This window comes from Methylomagnum sp. (assembly GCF_054333355.1).
On sequence record NZ_JBTEKS010000004.1, the window covers coordinates 18234 to 39650 of the forward strand.

Below are 21417 nucleotides of genomic sequence, written 5' to 3' on the forward strand. Positions count from 1 at the left end.
AACATTCGCGGCTGTTCACGGGCGACCGGAAACCGCTCCCCGTCATCCGGGGCCGCCCCTTACAGAAGAAGGACTTCCCGTCATGGGAGAGCAACTTGATGAGGATTTAGTCCGTCGCGTACAGCGGGGAGACAAAAAAGCGTTCGATATTCTCGTCCTTAAGTATCAGCATAAGATCGCCCAGCTTATCAATCGGTACATCAAAGACCCCCACGAGGCATTGGACGTTGCCCAGGAATCGTTCATTAAGGCTTACCGGGCCTTGCCGGGCTTCCGTGGCGAGAGCGCTTTTTATACTTGGCTGTACCGAATCGCGATCAATACGGCGAAAAATCACCTCGCGATGCGCGCCCGGCGTCCGTCAGATGACGAAATAGAAATTGAGGACGCGGAACAATTTGAATCAGCGGTACATCTAAGAGACCAGGAAACCCCTGAGGGGCTTCTTCTCACCGAGGAATTGGCGCAGGCGATTCAATCGGCGTTGGACGAACTTCCCGAGGAATTACGGACGGCGATCAGCCTCCGGGAATTCGAGGGTATGAGTTACGACGAAATAGCCCAGGTTATGAATTGTCCGGTGGGCACGGTGAGATCCAGGATTTTTCGTGCGCGTGAAGCCATCGACAAAAAGCTTGAACATTTACTTGGTTAGGGGGCACTCCATGACCGCAAACAATCTGAAAGAAAAACTGAGTTTATTACTCGACGACGAATTGGATTCGCAAGAATCTTTAAGGTTGTTCGAGCGGGTCGAAAAAGATTCCGCCGTCAGGGCACAGTGGAATCGTTATTCGCGAATCAGCGCGGCCATGCGTTCGGGCCAAATATTAATGGCGGATGATGGATTCGCGGATCGGCTTAACGCGGCCTTGGCGGACGAGCCGACCATCCTGGCGCCCACGGCCTTGCCCCGTAAGCGGCAGACACGGGAACGGCTGGTGACGACGGCACTGGCGGCGTCTTTGGCGCTGGTGGCGGTGCTGGTGGCGAAATCCTTCAACGAATACTCGCCCGTGAATGGCTCCAATTTCCTGGCAATGGCCGATTTGATGGGTCCATCTTCAACCCAGGCGACCATGGCACCGGAATTCCAGGACTATCTCGTGGCCCATTACGGGACCGCCTATCTGGCTGGCGCACAAGGCATGTTGCCGTCGGTGCGCTTGGCCAGCAACGACTCAACCCACTAAGCCTTTATTCGACGACTCACAATGCGCTTTCTGCTTCCTTCCGCTCGAATAAAATGGCTGGGTCGGGCGATTTTGTCGTGTCTGCTGCTGGCAACCGCGAGTGTGAAGGCCGAATCCATGGATTCTTCCGAAACAACGGCCCTGGGCTGGCTCACCGACATGCGACACGCGGTCGCGGAACGGAATTACAAGGGCGTGGTGGCCTATCTGAAGGATGGGCAACAAATGGAAAGCTTCCAATTGTTCCACGCCTCGAAATCCGGGGTGGAGCAGGAGCGCTTGGTTTCCATGAATAGCCCGTTGCGGGAAGTCATTCGGAATGCGGAAAAAGTATCGTGCTATTTTCCCGACACCAAAAAAGTTTTCATTGAAAACAAGGCGGGAAATCATTCTTCCGCCTTGGTGGATTTGCCGGAAGATTTAAGTCGGCTTACCCGTTATTACCGGGTTAATCTGCAAGGCCAGGAGTATGTGGCCCGTCGCTTATCCCAGGTGGTGGGCATCGAGCCTCGGGATGATTATCGGTATGCCCGCCTTATTTGGGTGGATACCGATTCCAAGTTGCCATTGAAATTCGAAATGCTGGACGAGGACGGTCAAACCGTCGAACAAATGGTTTTCACCTCGGTCAGCCTGGAGGAAAGCATCCCCCAAAAGGAATTGGAGCCTTCGGTTGAGGCGGGGGCGTTCACCCAGCAGTCTGGTCAGACGGAAACCCTGCCTTTGGATTCCTTGCGCTGGACGCTGCAAAATGTGCCCGAAGGATTTCGGATCGTTTCCTATAACCGGATGAAGCGCTCCCCGGCCAATCGCGCCGTGGATCATGTGCTGCTGAGCGATGGCTTCTCGTCCGTTTCCATTTACCTGGAGACCCAAAAAGGCGGATTTACCACGCAATATTCCAAACGGCTCGGAACCCTTAACGCCAAGTCTTTAAGAATCGACGATTATTCCGTGACCGTGATGGGCGAGGTTCCCGCCAAAACCGTTGAAGTCATCGCCCACGGCCTGAAACACCAGAATGCGCCGCAGCCATGATTGAAGAAGAAGCCGTGGTGGCCAGGGTGGATGAGGCGGGAACGGTCTGGGTGGAAAAATCCAGGCAGTCCGCCTGTGCTTCGTGCGATAAAGGTTGCCCGTCCGCCACTGTCGGCGATTATTTCGGCGATTCGACTGTGAGCCTCCCGGCCACTTCGGCGATTGACGTCAATGCCGGAGACCGGGTGGTGGTCGGCGTCAGCGAAGGCGCTTTCCTCAAAGGATCGCTGGGCCTCTACCTCTTGCCGCTGCTTGGCATGTTCGCGGGTTCAATACTGGGCAATGCCATTGGCCCGTCCTTATTCGCCATCCCGGCGGACGCCGCCGCCATTATCGGCGGGTTGCTCGGCTTGATGGGAACCCTCGCCTTGTTGAAGTTCACCCCCGTGTTGCCACGCCATCAACTGCGGCCGGTTGTGCTGCGGAAGCTCAGCTAATCCCCGATTGCTATTTCTATTTTTTGGTCCTTGACGACTTGGGAGTTTGTCATGCTTAAAGCCAAGTGGGCTGCGGTGTTGTTAAGTTTTTCCCTGCTGACGGCGACGCCGGCAGCGGTGCTGGCCCAGTTGCCCGATTTCACCGTGCTGGTTGAGCAAAACAGCGCGGCGGTGGTGAACATCAGCACCACTCAAAAGGTGTCCGCCACCGAGCAAACGCAGATACCCGAGGGTATGGACATACCGGAAGGCACGCCCCTGGACGAATTCTTCAAGCATTACTTTGGCGAGGGTGGACCCGGCGGACCCGGCGGGCCGGGCAACGGCGAACCCAGCGAATCCAAGTCACTCGGGTCGGGCTTCGTCATATCCCCCGATGGCTTCGTCATCACCAATCATCATGTGGTCAAGGACGCGGACGAGATCGTGGTGCGCCTGCAGGACCGGCGGGAATTGGTCGCCAAGGTGGTCGGCTCCGACAAGCGCAGCGATATCGCCCTGCTCAAAGTGGAAGCCAAGGATTTGCCGGTCGCCAAGATGGGTTCGGCGAGCAAGCTCAAGGTGGGCGAATGGGTGCTGGCCATCGGCTCGCCGTTTGGCTTCGACCATTCCGTCACGGCGGGCATCGTGAGCGCCAAGGGACGTAGCCTCCCCAGCGATAACTATGTCCCGTTCATCCAGACCGATGTCGCCATCAATCCCGGCAATTCCGGCGGTCCCTTGTTCAATCTGGATGGCGAGGTGGTGGGCGTCAATTCCCAAATCTACAGCCGCACCGGCGGCTTCATGGGGTTGTCGTTCTCCATCCCCATTGATGTCGCCATGCAGGTGGTGGATCAGTTGAAATCCCAGGGCCATGTCTCGCGGGGCTGGCTGGGCGTGCAAATCCAGGACGTGACCCGCGAACTGGCCGAGTCCTTCGGCATGAAAAAGCCGCAGGGCGCCTTGGTGTCCAAGATTTTGCCCAAGAGTCCGGCGGAAGCGGCGGGCTTGCAGATCGGCGACATCATCACCGAGTACAACAGCCAGGAAATCATTTCGTCGGCGTCGCTGCCGCCGATGGTGGGCATGACCAAGATCGGCGAGTCGGCTAAGCTCAAGCTCTTGCGGCAAGGCGGCACCAAGGAAGTGGACATCAAGATTGGCCTTTTGCCCGAAGAAGAAGCGCCGTTGGCTGGAAATACCCAGCAAGAACCCGGTGGCGACACCGTGGGCCGATTGGCTGTCAGCGTAATCAACCTCAACGCCGAGCAGCGCGAGCAGTTGGAAGTGCCGAAACACGGCGTGCTGGTGCTGGGCGTGAAGCCGGGACCGGCCTATGACGCGGGTATTCGGCGTGGTGATGTGATCCTCCGTATTCAAGACCAAACGATTAAAGACGTGAAGCATTTTAACGAAGTAGTGAAAAGCCTGCCAAAAGGCAAATCCGTGGCGACGCTGGTGCAGCGGCGCGGCGGCTCCTTGTTCCTGGCCCTGAAGCTCAAGGATTGACGCCGTGTCAGACCAGCAGCAGCGCATTCGGAATTTCTCCATCATCGCCCACATCGACCATGGCAAATCGACCCTGGCGGACCGTTTCATCCAAATCTGCGGCGGCTTGAGCGAACGGGAGATGTCCGCCCAGGTGCTTGACTCCATGGATATTGAGCGCGAGCGGGGCATCACCATCAAGGCGCAGAGCGTCACGCTTAACTACAAGGCCAAGGACGGCGAGACCTACCAGCTTAATTTGATCGACACGCCCGGCCACGTCGATTTTTCCTACGAGGTGTCGCGGTCGCTGTCGGCCTGCGAGGGCGCTTTGCTGGTGGTGGATGCGGCCCAAGGCGTGGAGGCCCAAAGCGTCGCCAATTGCTATACGGCCATCGAGCAGGGACTTGAAGTCCTGCCGGTGCTGAACAAGATCGACCTGCCCTCGGCGGAGCCGGAGCGGGTTTGCACGGAAATCGAGGAAATCATTGGCGTGCCCGCCGACGAGGCGCTCAGGATCAGCGCCAAGACTGGACTCGGCATCGACGATCTTCTAGAGCAACTGGTCGCCAAGGTGCCCGCCCCGAAAGGCAACCCGGACGGCCCATTACAAGCGCTGATTATCGACTCCTGGTTCGATAATTACCTGGGGGTCGTGTCGCTGGTGCGGGTGGTGAACGGCACCATCAGCCGCAAACAAAAGATCCTCATCATGTCCACCGGCAAGAGCCATCAGGTGGAAAAGCTCGGGGTGTTCACGCCCAAGCCCTTGGACAAGGACGTGCTGCAAACCGGGCAGGTCGGCTTTGTCGTCGCAGGCATCAAGGATATTTTCGGTGCCCCCGTCGGCGACACCATCACCGCCACCGACCGCCCCTGCGAAGCGCCTTTGCCGGGCTTCCAAAAGGTGCAGCCACGGGTGTTCGCGGGGCTTTATCCGGTGGAATCCGACGATTACGAGGATTTGCGGGAAGCGCTCAACAAGCTGAATCTTAACGACGCGGCTTTGCAGTACGAGCCGGAGACTTCGCAGGCGTTGGGTTTCGGTTTCCGCTGTGGATTCCTCGGGATGCTCCACATGGAGATCATCCAGGAGCGGCTGGAACGGGAATATGACCTGGACCTGATTACCACGGCCCCCACCGTGGTGTACGAGGTATTGAAGACCGACGAAACCACCATTCAAATCGACAACCCGTCCAAGCTGCCGCCGCCCAACGAAGTCGTCGAGATTCGCGAGCCGATCATCGAGGCGAACATCCTGGTGCCCCAGGATTATCTGGGCAATGTCATGACCCTGTGCATCGAAAAGCGGGGCGTGCAGAAGAAGATGCAGTACATCGGCGGGCAGGTCGCCATCAGTTTTGAACTGCCCTTGAGCGAAGTGGTATTGGACTTTTTCGACCGGCTGAAATCCGTGAGTCGGGGCTTTGCGTCCTTCGATTATGAATTCCAGCGGTTCCAAGCCGCGCCCTTGATTAAGCTGGACATCCTCATCAACGATGAACGTGTCGATGCGCTATCTTTGATTGTGCATCGGGATATCAGCCAAAGCCGGGGCCGCGATTTGGTGGATCGCATGAAGGATTTGATTCCTCGGCAGATGTTCGAGGTTGCCATTCAAGCGGCGGTCGGTTCCAAGATTATCGCCCGCTCCACGGTCAAGGCCATGCGCAAGAATGTCTTGGCGAAATGCTACGGCGGCGATATTACCCGTAAGAAGAAGCTTCTGGAGAAGCAAAAGGCGGGCAAGAAACGCATGAAGCAAGTGGGCAAAATAGATATTCCGCAAGAGGCTTTCCTGGCGGTGCTGCGCGTCAATAAAGATTCCTGAAAATAACAACGATTCAACCTCATGGATTACGACTTCTCGTTTTTTCTGGCGCTGGCGACCTTTGTCACCGGGGTTATTTGGGGCGGATATTTGCTGATGCTGCGGCTGCAACCGGCAGGGGAAACCCCGCCGGAAAACGAGCCGATGATTGTGGAATATGCCCGTTCATTTTTCCCCATCGTATTAATCGTTCTATTGCTGCGCTCGTTCCTCGTGGAGCCATTCCGCATTCCCTCGGGTTCCATGATGCCGACCCTGTTGATCGGCGATTTCATTCTGGTGAATAAGTTCACCTATGGTATCCGCCTGCCGGTCGCTAATACCAAGGTTGTTGAGATGGGCGAACCGAAGCGGGGGGATATTGTAGTATTCCGTTTCCCGAGGGATCCCACGGTGGATTACATCAAACGGGTTATTGGCTTGCCGGGCGACCGCATTGGCTATTTCAATAAGCAAGTCTTTGTGAATGGCGAGCCGATCAAGCAGGTGCCCCTTGGCGCTTATGAAGGCGTGTCCGGGACCACTGGCGGCGAAATACTGTTGAGCGAGGAATTGGGTTCCGTCACCCACGACATATTAGTGAAAAACGGTGATCCGTCGGTGAAGGAGGGCGAGTTCAATGTGCCGCCGGGGAAGTATTTCGTGATGGGCGATAACCGGGACAATAGTAACGACAGCCGTTTCTGGGGATTTGTGCCGGAAGGGAACTTGGTGGGGCGGGCGTTCTTTATTTGGATGAGCTGGGATGCGGATAAACCCGGCATCGCCTTCAATCGGATTGGCTCGGTGCTTAATTAGATAAAGGGCTATCATCCCTGGATGGCCGGTATCCAGACCATATCTTCATGGCAATTCAATCGAATAATAAAGCAGGTGGCGAAATGATTAGGTTTCCGTCCGGCCAACGTGGAATTACCTTTATCGGCTTCGTGTTGCTGATGGTGGGGGTAGGGTTTGTGGCCTTGGTTGCCTTGAAGTTGGCACCGGTTTATCTGGATCATTATAAGGTGGTGTCGGTATTGAAGTCGCTGGAAAATGACAAGGATTTGGCCTCCCGGAGCCGGGATGAAATTCTTAGGACATTCGAGAAACGCTGGGACATCGACATGATTGACAGCGTGACCAGGGATGACGTGACGATCATCAAGGATATTCATCATATCAAAGTGCAAATTGCTTACGACGTTACCAAACCCATCCTCGGCAACGTGGATGCACTAATACATTTTGACGACGCCATTGAGGTGGATGCGAATTGACCCAGGAGCCTGGAAAACTTGCCAAGAAACTCGGATTAACATTTAGGAATCCGGCTCTGGTTAGGCGGGCGCTGACTCACCGCAGCGCCGAAGCGGACAATAACGAACGGCTGGAATTCCTGGGCGATTCCGTGCTGGGATTCGTGGTTGCCGAGCGCCTATACGAAAAATTCACCACCGCTGACGAGGGCGTGCTGAGCCGCCTGCGTGCCACCTTGGTGAATCAAACCTCCCTCGCCAACATCGCCCGCAAGCTCAATCTGGGCGAATACTTGATCCTGGGTTCCGGCGAACTCAAAAGCGGCGGCTACCGGCGGGATTCGATCCTTTCCGACGCGGTCGAAGCTTTGATCGGTGCGCTATTGGTCGATCAGGGCATGGACGCTTGCCGCCAGTGGATTCTCGGGTTGTTCGCCGAGCAAATCGACGCCCTATCGGTGAGCGATTGGAAGAAAGACCCGAAAACCCGTTTGCAGGAAACCATGCAGGCCCGGGGCCTGGAATTGCCGGCCTATACGCTCAAATCGGTGGTCGGCCAGCCCCACGATCAAAGCTTTTGCGTCGAGTGCCGGGTTTCCTTGACCTCCGAGACCTGCGAGGGCGTTGGTTCGTCGCGCAAGAAAGCCGAGCAGCAAGCGGCGGAAAAAATGCTGGCCAAACTCACTCAGGAATTCGGATTCAAGCCATGAAAGCAGGCTTCGTCGCCCTGGTCGGGCGGCCCAATGTGGGCAAATCGACCCTTCTCAATCATCTGGTCGGCCAGAAGATCAGCATCACCTCGCGCCGCCCACAGACCACGCGGCACCGCATCCATGGCATCAAAACCACGGATGAGGGCCAGGCGGTGTTCGTGGACACGCCCGGCATTCACGCCAGTCAGAAGCGGGCCATGAACCGCTATCTCAACCGGGCGGCGGGCACGGCCCTGTTGGATGTGGACGTGGTGGTGTGGGTCATCGACCGGCCCGAATGGCAGGCCGAGGACGAACTGGTGCTGGACCGCATCAAGGCATCGGGCGCGCCGGTCATCCTGGTCATCAACAAGGTGGACCGGATCGAGGACAAGGCGCTGCTGCTGCCGTTCCTGGAAAAAGCCGAATCCCTGCATCCCTTCGCCGCCATGATTCCTGCCTCGGCCCTGAAAGGTGCCAACCTCGGCGTGCTGGAAGGCAAGATTATGGAGCTCTTGCCCGAGGGCGAGCCGATCTTTCCCGAGGATCAAGTCACCGACCGCTCGGTGCGCTTCATGGCGGCGGAAATCATCCGCGAGAAGCTGCTCCGTGCCTTAGGGTTGGAAGTGCCCCACGCGCTGACGGTGGAAATCGAGCAATTCAAGATCGAAGGCGGGTTGACCCGCATCAGTGCCCTGATCTGGGTGGAGCGCGAGGGGCAGAAGGCCATCGTCATCGGCACCAAGGGCGAGGTGTTGAAAAAAGTCGGCGAGCGGGCGCGGCTGGATATGGAGAAGCTGCTGGACGGCAAGGTCTTCCTGCAACTGTGGGTCAAGGTCAAGGAAGGCTGGTCCGACGACGAACGCGCCCTGCGCAGCCTGGGCTATTCGGAATAGGCATGGCCGGTGAGGGCGAGCGCGTCCTGCTGGCGCACGCCGCCGTTCTCCATCGCCGGGCCTACCAGGAAACCAGCTTGCTGGTGGATGTTTTCGCGGCGGACCATGGCCGGTTGCGGTTGATTGCCAAGGGTGCCCGGCGGGGCCGGAACGCCCAAGCCCAATTATTGCAGCCGTTCATGCCCTTGCGTCTGTCCTGGGCGGGGCGGGGTGAGTTGCCGACTTTGACGGCGGTGGAGTCCGCTGGCAACGCCCTGGCGCTGGATGGGGCCGCTCTGTTCTGCGGCTTCTATATGAATGAGCTCCTGCTCCACCTGCTGCCCCCGCACGATCCCAGCCCGCCAGTCTTTCAGCTTTATTTCGACGCCCTGCGGCAATTGCGGGGCGAACCCAGCCAAGAAAAGGTGCTAAGGTTTTTCGAGCTTTCCCTGCTGGAAGAAATCGGCTACGGCCTATCCCTGGACCGGGAGGCGCGGGGCTGGGAGATCGACCCGGCCAAGAATTATTCGTACATTCCCGATCAGGGGCCGGTCGAGTCCGACGGGCCGGGCGTGGATTCCGTGCGCGGCTCCACCCTGCTGGGATTGCAGCGCAAGCACCTGGACACGCCGGACGAGTGGCGGGAAGCCAAGCAACTCATGCGGCGGGTGATTCGGTATTATCTCAACGGACGCGCCCTCAAGAGCCGCGACCTCTTCAAGCCATTCGGCAAGGCAACGCACCCATGACATCCATCCAACCCATTCTATTGGGCGTCAACATCGACCATATCGCCACGGTTCGCCAAGCCCGGGGCACCCGCTTCCCCGAAGTCATCCAAGCCGCCCTAGTGGCGGAACAGGCCGGGGCCGACGGCATCACGGCCCATCTGCGCGAGGACCGGCGGCATATTCAGGACCGGGACATTGAGCTTTTGGCGGCGATGGCGCAGACCCGCCTGAACCTTGAAATGGCCGTGACCGACGAAATGGTCCGCATCGCGGCGCGGCTGCGTCCGGCGGCCTGCTGCATGGTCCCGGAGCGGCGCGAGGAGCTGACCACCGAAGGCGGGCTGGATGTGGCCGGAAATTTCGAGCGGGTTTACGCCGCCTGCCAAGCCTTGGGCGAAGCCGGTGTGGAGGTGTCCTTGTTCATCGACGCGGACCCGCGCCAAGTGGAAGCCGCCGCCAAGGCGGGCGCCCCGGTCATCGAGTTGCACACCGGCCACTATGCGGACGCCGCCGCAGGCGCGGAACGGCGCCGGGAATTGAGCCGCCTGCGTGCCGCCGCCGAATTGGCCGAGGGTTTGGGGCTGATTGTGAATGCGGGGCACGGCATCCATTATCACAATGTCGCCGACATCGCCCGGATTCCCCAATTCCGGGAGCTGAACATCGGCCATTCCATCGTGGCACGGGCGCTATTCTCCGGCTTGGACCTGGCCGTCCGGGACATGAAGCGCCTGATGGAAACGGCGCGGGCTTCCTTGACAGGCGATGATTTCCCGCTCTCCCGCCGGGAGAGGGTGGGGTGAGGGGAAGAAAAAGGATTTTTTCCTTGTCGCTCGCCGTTTCATGCCCCTCTGCCGAAGCGACAATTAAGGAAGAAATCTTAATTTGATCCCCCTCACCCTAGCCCTCTCCCGGTGGGAGAGGGGACCAGAGGCAAGGCGTCATCGCTCTGAGGTTGACCTGTGAAATTGACCGCTAGGGCGTATTCTGCGATAGTTGCGCCCGCAACGAACCAGACCGAAACCTTTTATTACAAAGGCTTGCGCACACTTGGCCCAACCCGGCAGGGGTAGCGGAATGTACGAACACTATCGAGGCGAGCGAATGGCGGCTGAATTGATCTGCCAACCCGAAGGCCCCTGGCATCCGGCCCCCGTGGTGGTGGGTTGGCGTGCCAAGCTCGTGGCGTTCCTGGCGCTATGCTTGTTGCTCGGCTCGGTATTGGTGTTGTTCGTGCAGGTGCGTGGCTTTCTCGGCCATGTCGAGACCAAGCTGGCGGTGGAGTCCGGCGGCGATTCCCGGTTGCGGGCCATGAGCCAGCATCTAGGCGAATTGCGCGGCAGATTCCATGGGCTTTTGGAAGAATCCGTCGAGACCCGGCTTAAGGAACTAGAAAAAACGGTGGCGAGCGGCAAGGTCAATCTTGATGACCTCAAGGCGTTCGGCGAATTGCAGAAAGACATTGAGGCGCTGGAAGACTACGCCGTCACCGACGGCACGCAGGGCTTCGACTATGCTCGGCGGGAGCATGACCGCTTCCGGGCCGTGCCCGAATTGAAGCCCGTGCCCCGCAATGACGAATTGCTGCGGGAGGCGGGCGAACTGAAAAACCTCGTTTATTTCTGCGCCGCCGGGCTGGCGACGGGCACCGCCTTGATGCTGGGTTATTACTGGGTGTTGCAGCGCCGCAATGCCCGCTACCTCGAAGCCATGTCCCTGCGGACACCGCTTTTGCCGCCCGGCGCTGACCGTGGGATCTGATCCCAAGGAACGCGGGCATCCCGCCCGTCCATAAGCGCCTGTTTCCCCTCTGTTATCACGGCCAAGATGGCCGTGCCCCTGTTATGCAAAGACTGCTCTCCGTCGCCCCCATGCTGGACTGGACCGACCGGCACTGCCGCTATTTTCTGCGGCTGATTTCCCGTCACGCCCTGCTGTACACCGAGATGGTGACGACCGGCGCCATCCTGCGCGGGGATCGGGACCGGCTGTTGGGATTCGATCCGCTGGAACACCCCCTCGCCGTCCAGTTCGGCGGCAGTGACCCCAGCGACCTCGCTGAATGCGCCCGCATCGCCGAGGGCTGCGGCTACGACGAGATCAACCTGAATGTCGGCTGTCCCAGCGACCGCGTGCAGCGGGGCCGCTTCGGCGCGTGCCTGATGGCCGAGCCTGACTTGGTGGCCGAGTGCGTCGCGGCCATGGGGGCGGTGGTGTCCGTGCCGGTCACGGTCAAATGCCGCATCGGCGTGGACGACCGGGATTCCTATGAGGAGCTGGCCCAGTTCGTCCAAACCGTCGCCGCCACCGGTTGCCAAGTCTTCATCATCCACGCCCGCAAGGCTTGGCTTTCCGGGCTGTCTCCGAAAGAAAACCGGGAAATCCCGCCGCTCCGCTACGATGTGGCCACCGCCATCAAGCGCGATTTTCCCAGCCTCGAAATCGTGCTCAACGGCGGCATCATGGACCTGGATCAAGCCGGGCAACATCTGGCCGCCGGCTTCGACGGCGTGATGATTGGCCGCGCCGCTTACCACAACCCGTACATCCTTGCGGAGGCGGATCGGCAGCTTTTTGGCGACGCCCATCTCATCCCATCCCGTCAGGAAATCCTTGAGCAATTCCTGCCCCATGTCAGCGCCGAACTGGACCGGGGCACCCGCTTACACACCATCACCCGCCATATCCTGGGCTTGTTCCACGGAATGCCGGGCGGTCGGGTGTGGCGGCGGTATATCGGCGAGAATGCCAACCAGCCGGGCACCGGTCTCGACGTGCTGCGAACGGCGGCGGGTTTTTGCAGGCGAGAATCCCCGTAGGTCCGGCCTGTGCTCGTGCCCGGCCCGACTTCGGCTTGCGCCAAAAGCTCGAAGCTATGCCCGACCTGCGGCCACTGGCTCAACGGGCCTTGTGGCGGGCGTGAGTACATGCCCGCCCTGCATGTTCTCGTAAACTCGTCATAGGGGCGGCGCTATGACGGAACCAGCGCGAAAAAGGCGCATCCAAATTTCGCCGATATTTTTACCGGCCTCCCACAGGTGAACACAACATGCACAAAAACGTAATGGAAAACCTTTTCTCCCAAATCATTCAGGAAGTCGGCGAGGATGTGACCCGCGAAGGCTTGGTGGATACCCCCAAGCGCGCCGCCGCCGCGTTCAAGTTCCTGAACAGCGGCTATCACAAGAACCTCGACAACGTTCTCAACAACGCGATTTTCGAGGCGGACACCGAGGACATGGTGATCGTCAAGGACATCGAACTCTATTCCCTGTGCGAGCATCATTTGCTGCCATTCATTGGCAAATGCCACGTCGCCTATTTGCCCAAGGGCAAAGTGATTGGCCTGTCCAAGATCGCCCGCATCGTCGAAATGTACGCCCGCCGCCTGCAAATCCAGGAGCGCCTGACCAAGCAAATCGCCACGGCGCTGCAAACCGCCATCGACCCCAAGGGCGTGGCCGTGGTCATCGAGGCCAAGCACCTCTGCATGATGATGCGCGGCGTGGAGAAGCAGAATTCGGTGATGACCACATCGTCCATGCTGGGCGCGTTCCGCAAGGAAATCAGCACCCGCTCGGAATTCCTCAATCTCATCAACCGCAAATAAGCGCGGGGGGCCGGGATGGACAACGAGAAAAAACCGAAGTGGGGCATCTTGCTGGTCAATCTGGGCACGCCCGAAGCGCCCACCACGACGGCGGTGCGGCGCTATCTGGGGGAGTTCCTGTGGGATGCGCGGGTGGTGGAGATTCCCCGCCCGATTTGGTGGCTGATCCTGCACGGCGTGATTCTGCGGGTGCGCCCGCGCAAGTCGGCCCATGCCTACCAATCCATCTGGACCGAGGGCGGCTCGCCGCTGATGGTGTTGACCAAGGCTCTGGGCGAGGCGGTGCGGACTGAATTGAGTGGGCGGCTCGGTGCTGACGCCGTGGCGGACATCGCCATGCGCTATGGCCAGCCCAGCGTCGCCAAGCAGATGGAAGCCTTGCGGGCAAAGGGCGTCGAGCGATTCCTGGTGCTGCCGCTGTATCCCCAATACGCGGCGTCCAGTTCCGGCTCGGTGTTCGATGCGGTGGCGAAGGCGCTGACCCGCTGGCGGCATGTGCCGGAAGTGCATTTCGTCAGCGATTATCACCAGCATCCCGCCTATATCGCCGCCGTGGTGGACAGCATCGAAGCCTTCTGGCGGGAGCAGGGCCGCAGCGGCTTCTTGATGATGTCCTTCCACGGCCTGCCGGATCGCAGTCGCGAGTTGGGCGACCCGTATTATGACCAGTGCCTCGCCAGCGCCCGCTTGATCGCGGAGCGCCTGGGATTGGCCGACGGGGCTTGGCAGGTGGTGTTCCAGTCGCGGTTCGGGCGGGCGAAATGGTTGCAGCCCTATTGCATCGACACCTTGAAAGAATTGCCGGGGCGCGGCGTCCGTGAGGTGGATGTGGTGTGCCCCGGCTTCGCGGTGGATTGCTTGGAGACCCTGGAGGAAATCGGCATCGCCAACAAGGAAGCCTTCTTGGCGGCGGGCGGTTCCCAGTATCGCCTGATTCCTTGCCTGAACGACAGCGCGGCCCACGCCCGCGCCTTGGCTGAGGTGGTTGCCGAACGAATCGGGTAGGGCCACCCCGGTTTTCAAAATCGAGTCGGCCTTTATGGGCGCAGAAAGTTCAAAATGAACACGCGGTAGCCGCACCAGTCGAGGGCAATCCCAACGGGATTTGGTGCGCATCCAGCCAAAGCCATTTAGGACATGGGACTCAGGCATCGAATAATCGCCTGATAATCCAAGGCAAGCCACGCGGGCTGGTTTATGGCATCGTACATGCATCCCAAATCTTAAATGAAGCTGCGCCAACGGCGGCGCGGTGATCTCGGACAAAGGCGTCTTGCGAACATCATTCGTATGAGTGGTGTTCGCGGGACGCCTTTTTTTGTGCCCGCGAAAATCGGGCGCGTTTTGTTCCAACCACGGGTGTGAGGCTATGAACTTCAAGGAATTCAAACAATCGGGCCACTGGCCGACCCTGCTTTCCGCGTTTCTGTATTTCGACGTGTCCTTCATGGTCTGGGTGATGCTCGGGCCGTTGTCGCTTTACATCACCAAGGATTTGGGGCTGCCGGTGGCGGAAAAATTCACCATCGTCGCCATTCCCATCCTGTCCGGCGCGGTGTTCCGCATCATCCTCGGCTCCATGGCCGACCATCTGGGCGCCAAGCTGACCGGCATCCTGGCCCAATTGCTGGTGATCCTGGGGATGGCCTACGTGTTCATCTTCGGCCTGCATTCCAAGCTGGAGGTCGAACTGCTCGGCCTATTGCTGGGCGTGGCCGGGGCCAGCTTCGCGGTGGCCCTGCCGCAGGCCAGCCGCTGGTATCCGCCCAAGTTCCAGGGCGTGGTAATGGGCATCGCCGGGGCGGGCAATATGGGCGTGGTGCTGGATTCCATGATCGTGCCGGTGCTGGCGGAGAAATTCGGTTGGCAGGCGGTGTTCGGCTTCCTGATGATCCCGCTGCTCATCGTCCTCGTCATCTATGCCGTCCTGGTGAAGGACGCCCCGGACAAGCGGACGCCGGTCTCGTTCGCCAGCTACGCCGCCGTGCTGAAAGACCCGGATAGCTGGTGGTTCATGTTCTTCTATTCCATCACCTTCGGCGGGTTCGTCGGGCTGGGCAACGCGCTGCCGCTGTACTTCACCCACTGGTATCACGTCTCCGGCGTGGCGGCGGGCTTGATGGCGGCGATTGTGGTGTTCGCCGGGTCGATGTTCCGGCCCCTGGGCGGCTACTTGGCGGATCGGATGGGCGGCATCCGTGTCCTGCAAGTCCTGTTCGTGGTGGTGTCCATGAGCTACCTAGCCATCTCCTTCATGCCGGAAGGCCCGGCGGCGCCCGTCACCAGCGCCGACGCGAAGGTGGCTGGCTGGGGCTTCTTTGAATTGCCCGCGCTGGCCTGGGGCGCGGTCGCCATCTTCTTCGTGGGCACCCTCGCGCTGGGGATGGGCAATGGCTCGGTGTTCCAGTTGGTGCCGCTGCGCTTCCGCAAGGAAATCGGCGTGGTGACGGGACTGGTGGGTTGCGCGGGCGGGGTGGGCGGCTTCTTCCTCGCCAAGATGCTGGGCGTGTCCTGGGACATGCAACACAGCTTCGCTTTAGGGTTCAGCGTGTTCGCGGGGCTGCCGCTCTTGGGCTTGGCGGGGTTGATGCTGGTCAAGCGGCGCTGGCGCACCACTTGGGGGGCGGTGTCGGGGGCGCGGGTTTAGGCAGTGGTCAGTTGTAGGCTGGGTTGAGGCACGAAACCCAGCATCCCAGGGTATGGCGATGCTGGGTTTCCGCAAAGCTCCAACCCAGCCTACCTAGCTATTTGGTGGGCATGAGTACATGCCCGACCTACGGCACTAAAAGTCGCGCATCATGAGCCATTAACCTTCGCTTGGATTCGATGACCGACCCCCAACTCAGCTTCCGCGCCGCCATCGCCTCCCGCCAGGGACGCCGCGAGGACAACCAGGATTTCGCCGACATCGCCCAGCCCTCGGCTAAGGACTTGGCCCTGTGCGGCGCCGTGCTGGCGGTGGCGGACGGCATGGGCGGGGCCAAGGGCGGGCGGGTGGCGGCGGAAATGTGCCTGCATGGCTTCATGGAGGCGTGGTACGGGCTGCCGGAAACCTTGAGTGTGGAGCAACGGGTGGACCGGGCGCTGGGTTCGGCCAATCACTGGATTCACGCCATGGGCCGCCGCGATCCCAACCTCGCCGGTCTGGGCACTACCTTCAGCGCGGTGATTCTGCGGGGACGCCGCGCCCATCTGGCCCATGTGGGGGATTCCCGCATCTACCGGCTGCGGGGGGAGAATCTGGAGCGCCTGTCCGAAGACCACACCCTGGGCGGTGCCGAGCAGGACCACATCCTGTACCGGGCCGTGGGCTTGGAATCGCGGCTGCGCATCGACTACAGCGAGCATCCCCTCGAACCCCACGACCGCTTCCTGCTATGCAGCGACGGCCTGTACGGCGCGTTGAAACAGGCCGACATCGCCCGCGTCCTGCTGGCAAGGGCCACCCCGGACAGCACGGCGGAGGGCTTGGTCGATTTGGCCCTGCAACGGGGCAGCCAGGACAACGTGACCGCCTTGGTGGCGGACGTGCTGACTTTGCCCAAGGCCGACCGGCATTCTTTCCGGGAGATCATCGAAGCCTTGCCCTTGCTCGATTTGCCCAAGCCGGGCGACACGGTGGACGGATTCCGGCTGGAGCGGCTGTTGGCCTCGGGCCGCTACAGCGCCCTGTTCATCGCCACCGATGAGCGCAACAAAAATCCGGTGGTGCTGAAATTCCCCCATCCACGGGTAGCGACCGAGCGGGAATATCACGACGCCTTCCTGCGGGAAGCCTGGATCGGGGCGCGGGTGAAAAGCCCGTGGGTGGCGGAAATCCTGGAGCAGCCACCCGGACGCCAGACCCGGCTGTATTCGGTCATGCCGTTTTATCCGGGCGAGACGCTGGAGCAACGGGTGCGACGCGGGCCGCCCATGGCGCTGGAAGCCGGGATAGACCGCGCCCTCAAGCTGTGCAAGGCGGTCCATGCCCTGCACCGGCAGCGCGTGGTGCATCGCGACATCAAGCCGGATAACGTGCTGCTGGCGGAGGATGGCGGGCTGAAACTGCTGGATTTGGGGATAGCCCGGCTGCCCGCCTGGGACGAGGGCGCCGCCGACCCGGTGCCCGGCACGCCCAGCTACATGGCGCCGGAGCTGTTCCACGGCGAGCGGGGCAGCGTCGCCAGCGATGTGTTCGCCCTGGGGGTGACGATCTACCGGCTGTTCACCGACGCCTATCCCTACGGCGAGGTGGAGCCGTTCAGCACGCCGCGCTTCGGCAGGCCCAAGCCGCTGGATAGCTTCCGCCCGGACCTTCCGGCTTGGCTGGACGCGGTGCTGGCCCGCGCCTTCGCCGTGGACCCGGCCAAGCGTTATGCCGACAGCATCGAGCTGGCCTACGAACTGGAGGCGGGCCTCGCCAAGGGCGGCGGCAAGCGGACGCCAACGCGGCGGGTGCCCTGGTACGAGCGCAATCCGCTGTTGTTCTGGAAGCTCACGTCGCTGCTTTTGTTCGGGGGGATGATGGCGTGTTTGTTTCGGCTGGTGTAGGGCGGTAGATCGGCCATGTACTCATGCCCGACCTACTGCTGTTTTCATTTGCCTTCAATTCCGCCTGCTGCCTAAACTAAGCCTTAGCCATCCCCGAGGCAATCACTATGCAAATCGTCAACGTCCATGAAGCCAAGACCCATTTATCCAGGCTGCTTGAACAGGTGGAATCCGGTGAGGATGTGGTAATCGCCAGGGCGGGCCGACCCGTGATCCGCCTGATTCCTTATCGCCCACCCGAATGTAAAATCGCCCCACCCGGCGGGATGGCGGGCGAGATTTGGATGGCGGATGATTTCGATGCCCCTTTGGATGACCTGTTTGATTTTGAGCGGGAAGGGGAGGCGCCGTGAACTATTTGCTGGATACCCATTTGGCGCTGTGGTGGGAAGGGAAGCATCCACGCTTGCCGGAACAAGTTTCGGAACTCATTCAATACCAAGCCGAGACGGTGTACGTGAGCCGGGCTTCGCTATGGGAAATGGCCATCAAAATATCCTTGGGAAAGCTGCGCATGGATTTGGAGAAATTCATCGCCCAAATCGAAGCGGATGGTTTCGAATGGCTGGACATCAAGAATGCGCACCTACTGGAAGTCCGTTCCCTCCTGGTATTCGCCGACCATAAAGACCCGTTCGACCGGCTGCTGGTAGCGCAAAGCCTGACCGAACCGCTGATTCTTCTGACGGTCGATCCCGCCTTGACCCGTTACGGCTCGACCGTGCGGGTTTTCTGAAACCCCGCACCACAACCGCGCAACCCTCCCCCCATCTGGTGCGCCCATGCCCGTTCAACACCCACCAAATACCGCATTTTCCAGCCCGCGCCCAACCCGGCACGATCCCTGCTAATTCACGTCCAAACGGCCCCACGCGCCAACGGCGGCGCTTAAAGCCACACGACAAAGGCGTCATGCATCCACCCATCTCCGGGTGAATGCCTGGCGCTTTTTTTATGCCCAAAGAACAGCCCGAACCCCGCGCCACCCGCCGGAACCGGGCATGTGAAAGGAAGGAAAGGCTATGAACAAACAAAAACTCGTCCTGGTCGGCAACGGCATGGCCGGTGTGCGGACCCTGGAAGAACTGCTGAAGCACGCGCCGGACAAATACGACATCACCGTCTTCGGTGCCGAGCCGCACCCCAATTACAACCGCATCCTGCTCTCCCCGGTGCTGGCGGGTGAGAAGACCCTGGACGACATCATCATCAACAGCGACGCCTGGTACGCCGAACACGGCATCACCCTGCACAAGGGCAAGAAGGTGATCGGCATCGACCGCCGCCACCGCCGGGTCAGCACCGAGTGCGGCCACGAGGAAAGCTACGACCGGCTGTTGCTGGCGACCGGCTCCGCGCCCTTCATCCTGCCGCTGCCGGGCAAAGACCTGGAGGGCGTCATCGGCTTCCGCGACATCCGCGACGTGGACCTGATGCTGGAAGCCTCCGCGAAGCATCGCCACGCCGTGGTCATCGGCGGCGGCTTGCTGGGCCTCGAAGCCGCCAATGGACTCCGCAAGCGCGGCATGGAAGTCACCGTGGTCCACGTCCTCGACAGCCTCATGGAGAGGCAGTTGGACAAGCCCGCCTCCGCCCTGCTGAAACGGGCGCTGGAAGATTCGGGCCTTAATTTCCTCATGGAAGCCCAGACCGAAGCCCTGCTCTCCTCCCCTCTACCTCTGGGAGAGGGGTCGGGGGTGAGGGCGCGGGTCCGGGCGATACGCTTCAAGGACGGCCTGGAAATCCCCGCCGACCTGGTGGTGATGGCCGTCGGCATCCGCCCCAACATCGAACTGGCGAAATCCGCCCGGCTCCACTGCGAGCGCGGCATCGTGGTCAACGACACGATGCAGACCTACGATCCGCGCATCTACGCCGTGGGCGAATGCGTGCAGCATCGCGGCAATTTGTTCGGCCTGGTCGCGCCGCTGTTCGAGCAGGCCAAGGTCTGCGCCAACCATCTGGCCGAATACGGCATAGGCCGCTATCAAGGCTCGGTCACGTCCACCAAGCTGAAAGTCACCGGCATCGACCTGTTCTCCGCCGGCGATTTCCAGGGCGGCGCGGGGTTCGAGGAACTGGTGTTCCACGACCACGCCCGAGGCGTCTACAAGAAGCTGGTGGTCAAGGACAACAAGGTGAAGGGCGCGGTGATGTACGGCGACACCGTGGACGGCGCTTGGTATTTCCAGTTGATGCGCGAGGCCACCGACATCGGCGACTTCCGGGAAACCGTGCTGTTCGGCCGCGCCCACATGGCCGACGAGGGCCGCGAAGGCCAGAGCGTCATGAACATGGCCGACAGCGCCGAGATTTGCGGCTGCAACGGCGTCTGTAAGAAGACCATCGTGGACGCCATCGTCGGCAAGAAGCTGTTCACCCTCGACGAAGTGCGCTCCCACACCAAGGCGTCGGCCTCCTGCGGTTCCTGCACCGGGCTGGTGGAGCAAATCCTCGCCGCCACCGTCGGCAGCTACGACCCTAGCCCTAAGGAAAAGCCCATGTGCAAATGCACGGAGCATTCCCACGACACGGTACGCGCCGCCATCAAGGAACGCGGCCTGACCTCGCTCCCGGCGGTGTTCTCCGCGCTGAACTGGAAGACCCCCGACGGCTGCCATAGCTGCCGCCCGGCGCTGAATTATTACTTGCTGTGCGCCTGGCCGGAGACCTACCAGGACGACCCGCAATCCCGCTTCATCAACGAACGCGCCCACGCCAACATCCAGAAGGACGGCACCTATTCCGTGGTGCCGCGCATGTGGGGCGGACTCACCACGCCGGGCGAACTGCGGGCCATCGCCGACGTGGCCGACAAGTTCCAGATTCCCACCGTGAAAGTCACCGGCGGCCAGCGCATCGACCTGTTGGGCGTGAAGAAGGAAGACCTGCCAAAAGTCTGGGCCGACCTCAACGCCGCCGGGATGGTGTCCGGCCACGCCTACGGCAAGAGCCTTCGCACCGTGAAGACCTGCGTCGGCTCCGAGTGGTGCCGCTTCGGCACGCAGGATTCCACCGGCCTGGGCGTCCAGTTGGAGAAGATGACCTGGGGTTCCTGGACGCCGCACAAATTCAAGATGGCGGTGTCGGGGTGCCCCCGCAATTGCGCCGAGGCCACCATCAAGGACTTCGGGGTGGTCTGCGTGGATTCCGGCTACGAAATCCAGGTCGGCGGCAACGGCGGCATCAAGATTCGCGGCACCGATTTGTTGTGCAAGGTCGCGACCGAGGAGGAGGTGAAGGAATACTGCGGCGCCTTCATGCAGCTTTACCGCGAGGAGGGCCGCTATCTGGAGCGCACCGCGCCGTGGATCGAGCGGGTGGGGTTGAGTTATGTGAAGTCGCGGATCGTCGAGGACGGCGAGGGGCGCAAGACCTTGTACGAGCGCTTCCTGCTATCCCAGCAAACCGCGCAGGTCGACCCCTGGGCGGAGTTGGCGCAGGAGTCGGCGCGTGGGCAGTTTGAGCCATTGAGAAAGGTGGGATGACCGCTTCCCGGAACTCGCGGGATTCCGCGTCAGGCGCAGCAGGCTCCGGTTCCGGCCTGGATCGGCGGGCATTTCACCGTACCGTAGGAGCAGAACACGCAGCAGTCGCCGGGCTTGGGCTTGAACACCTGGCCGCAGCCGGGGCAATCGTAGAAATACACGCAGGCATCGGTGGGCATGGTTTCCTCCCGCTGAAAGCCGCAGTGAGGGCAAGTCAGCAACGATTGCAACCGCGCCGTAGGTTGACAGGCGGAACACCGGCGGTTTTCCAGATAGCT

Annotated in this window: 22 protein-coding genes; 21 read left to right on the top strand and 1 reads right to left on the bottom strand. The window is 60.7% G+C overall.

What is annotated here, in order from left to right; all coding sequences use genetic code 11:
• Positions 1-82: 82 nt before the first annotated feature.
• The 21 genes from rpoE (at position 83) to nirB (ending at position 21139) form a co-directional block, all read left to right on the top strand.
• Entirely contained in the window at positions 83-655 is a 573-nt protein-coding gene (gene rpoE / locus ACXWUF_RS00945) for an RNA polymerase sigma factor RpoE (protein ID WP_458492770.1), read from the top strand.
• 10 nt (positions 656-665) lie between these two features.
• A complete protein-coding gene (locus ACXWUF_RS00950; protein ID WP_458492771.1) occupies positions 666-1193 on the top strand; it encodes an RseA family anti-sigma factor in 528 nt (175 codons plus the stop codon).
• Between the two features lie 117 nt (positions 1194-1310).
• Positions 1311-2231 carry a MucB/RseB C-terminal domain-containing protein gene (locus ACXWUF_RS00955; protein ID WP_458492772.1) on the top strand — a complete coding sequence of 307 codons (921 nt, stop codon included), beginning with the start codon at positions 1311-1313 and terminating at the stop codon, positions 2229-2231.
• Positions 2228-2668, top strand: coding sequence for a SoxR reducing system RseC family protein (locus ACXWUF_RS00960; protein ID WP_458492773.1), 441 nt, complete (start codon positions 2228-2230; stop codon positions 2666-2668). The genes ACXWUF_RS00955 and ACXWUF_RS00960 overlap by 4 nt, the downstream gene beginning before the upstream one ends.
• 51 nt (positions 2669-2719) lie before the next feature.
• The gene (locus ACXWUF_RS00965) at positions 2720-4159 is read left to right on the top strand and encodes a DegQ family serine endoprotease (RefSeq protein ID WP_458492774.1); all 1440 of its coding nucleotides are present in this window, start codon (positions 2720-2722) and stop codon (positions 4157-4159) included.
• A 4-nt stretch (positions 4160-4163) separates the two neighbouring features.
• Complete coding sequence (gene lepA / locus ACXWUF_RS00970; RefSeq protein WP_458492775.1) at positions 4164-5972, top strand: translation elongation factor 4; 1809 nt, start codon at positions 4164-4166, stop codon at positions 5970-5972.
• A gap of 21 nt (positions 5973-5993) precedes the next feature.
• Entirely contained in the window at positions 5994-6770 is a 777-nt protein-coding gene (gene lepB, locus ACXWUF_RS00975; protein ID WP_458492776.1) for a signal peptidase I, read from the top strand.
• Positions 6771-6817: 47 nt separating this feature from the next.
• Complete coding sequence (locus ACXWUF_RS00980) at positions 6818-7231, top strand: DUF4845 domain-containing protein (protein WP_458492777.1); 414 nt, start codon at positions 6818-6820, stop codon at positions 7229-7231.
• Entirely contained in the window at positions 7228-7920 is a 693-nt protein-coding gene (gene rnc, locus ACXWUF_RS00985) for a ribonuclease III (RefSeq protein WP_458492778.1), read from the top strand. Before ACXWUF_RS00980 ends, rnc begins: the two co-directional genes overlap by 4 nt.
• A complete protein-coding gene (gene era, locus ACXWUF_RS00990) occupies positions 7917-8798 on the top strand; it encodes a GTPase Era (protein ID WP_458492779.1) in 882 nt (293 codons plus the stop codon). The genes rnc and era overlap by 4 nt, the downstream gene beginning before the upstream one ends.
• Positions 8799-8800: 2 nt before the next feature.
• Positions 8801-9526 (top strand): DNA repair protein RecO, encoded by a 726-nt coding sequence (gene recO / locus ACXWUF_RS00995; protein WP_458492780.1) that lies wholly within the window; start codon positions 8801-8803, stop codon positions 9524-9526.
• A complete protein-coding gene (gene pdxJ, locus ACXWUF_RS01000) occupies positions 9523-10311 on the top strand; it encodes a pyridoxine 5'-phosphate synthase (protein ID WP_458492781.1) in 789 nt (262 codons plus the stop codon). The genes recO and pdxJ overlap by 4 nt, the downstream gene beginning before the upstream one ends.
• Before the next feature lie 301 nt (positions 10312-10612).
• The gene (locus ACXWUF_RS01005) at positions 10613-11269 is read left to right on the top strand and encodes a hypothetical protein (protein ID WP_458492782.1); all 657 of its coding nucleotides are present in this window, start codon (positions 10613-10615) and stop codon (positions 11267-11269) included.
• Positions 11270-11352: 83 nt separating this feature from the next.
• A complete protein-coding gene (gene dusA, locus ACXWUF_RS01010; protein ID WP_458492783.1) occupies positions 11353-12327 on the top strand; it encodes a tRNA dihydrouridine(20/20a) synthase DusA in 975 nt (324 codons plus the stop codon).
• Between the two features lie 230 nt (positions 12328-12557).
• Positions 12558-13118 carry a GTP cyclohydrolase I FolE gene (gene folE, locus ACXWUF_RS01015; RefSeq protein WP_458492784.1) on the top strand — a complete coding sequence of 187 codons (561 nt, stop codon included), beginning with the start codon at positions 12558-12560 and terminating at the stop codon, positions 13116-13118.
• A 15-nt stretch (positions 13119-13133) separates the two neighbouring features.
• Positions 13134-14123 carry a ferrochelatase gene (gene hemH, locus ACXWUF_RS01020; protein ID WP_458492785.1) on the top strand — a complete coding sequence of 330 codons (990 nt, stop codon included), beginning with the start codon at positions 13134-13136 and terminating at the stop codon, positions 14121-14123.
• 364 nt (positions 14124-14487) lie between these two features.
• A complete protein-coding gene (locus tag ACXWUF_RS01025; protein WP_458492786.1) occupies positions 14488-15765 on the top strand; it encodes a nitrate/nitrite transporter in 1278 nt (425 codons plus the stop codon).
• Between the two features lie 179 nt (positions 15766-15944).
• Positions 15945-17651 (top strand): bifunctional protein-serine/threonine kinase/phosphatase, encoded by a 1707-nt coding sequence (locus ACXWUF_RS01030; RefSeq protein ID WP_458492787.1) that lies wholly within the window; start codon positions 15945-15947, stop codon positions 17649-17651.
• 107 nt (positions 17652-17758) lie between these two features.
• Positions 17759-18004, top strand: coding sequence for a type II toxin-antitoxin system Phd/YefM family antitoxin (locus ACXWUF_RS01035; protein WP_458492788.1), 246 nt, complete (start codon positions 17759-17761; stop codon positions 18002-18004).
• Entirely contained in the window at positions 18001-18387 is a 387-nt protein-coding gene (locus tag ACXWUF_RS01040; RefSeq protein ID WP_458492789.1) for a type II toxin-antitoxin system VapC family toxin, read from the top strand. Before ACXWUF_RS01035 ends, ACXWUF_RS01040 begins: the two co-directional genes overlap by 4 nt.
• 286 nt (positions 18388-18673) lie before the next feature.
• Positions 18674-21139, top strand: coding sequence for a nitrite reductase large subunit NirB (gene nirB / locus ACXWUF_RS01045; protein WP_458492790.1), 2466 nt, complete (start codon positions 18674-18676; stop codon positions 21137-21139).
• Positions 21140-21168: 29 nt separating this feature from the next.
• Here nirB and ACXWUF_RS01050 read toward each other — a convergent pair whose 3' ends face one another.
• Positions 21169-21411, bottom strand: coding sequence for a GDCCVxC domain-containing (seleno)protein (locus tag ACXWUF_RS01050; RefSeq protein ID WP_458492797.1), 243 nt, complete (start codon positions 21409-21411; stop codon positions 21169-21171).
• Positions 21412-21417 lie beyond the last annotated feature (6 nt).